The organism is Stutzerimonas stutzeri, from assembly GCF_024448935.1.
In the GTDB taxonomy this organism is placed as follows: domain Bacteria; phylum Pseudomonadota; class Gammaproteobacteria; order Pseudomonadales; family Pseudomonadaceae; genus Stutzerimonas; species Stutzerimonas stutzeri_AO.
Genome location: NZ_JAMOIE010000284.1, coordinates 1 through 503, shown reverse-complemented (window position 1 = coordinate 503; position 503 = coordinate 1). Strand labels below are relative to the sequence as shown.

The following is a 503-nucleotide window of genomic DNA, read 5'->3' as shown; positions in this document are numbered from 1 at the left end:
GAGCCATTCCTCGATAGAGTTCGGCAAAACCTTGGTTTTCCCGAACTAACCAGACGCCACAAGGGTTTGCGGGCAGGCGCTGGGCTTAAGTGCACTTTCTGTTCCGTTGCTCCCCAAACCCCGATATCACCCAGGTCGACAAACTGCTGCACGGTAACGAGAACGTCGTCTGCGCCGATGCCGGCTACACCGGCGTCGAAAAGCGCCCCGAACATGCGGGCCGCGAAGTGATCTGGCAGGTCGCAGCACGCCGCAGCACCTACAAGAAGCTCGATAAACGCAGCGCCCTGTACAAAGCCAAGCGCAAGATCGAGAAGGCCAAGGCACAAGTGCGAGCGAAGGTCGAGCACCCGTTTCGAGTGATCAAGCGCCAGTTCGGTTACGTGAAGGTGCGCTTCCGTGGCCTGGCCAAGAACACCGCTCAGCTGGTGACGCTGTTCGCGCTGTCGAACCTATGGATGGCGCGCCGACATTTGCTGACTACCGCAGGAAAGGTGCACCTG

1 pseudogene is annotated in these 503 nt (G+C 59.4%); it reads left to right on the top strand.

What is annotated here, in order from left to right:
* Positions 1-122: 122 nt before the first annotated feature.
* Positions 123-503, top strand: a pseudogene (locus NA637_RS25385) (transposase); the annotation flags it as partial.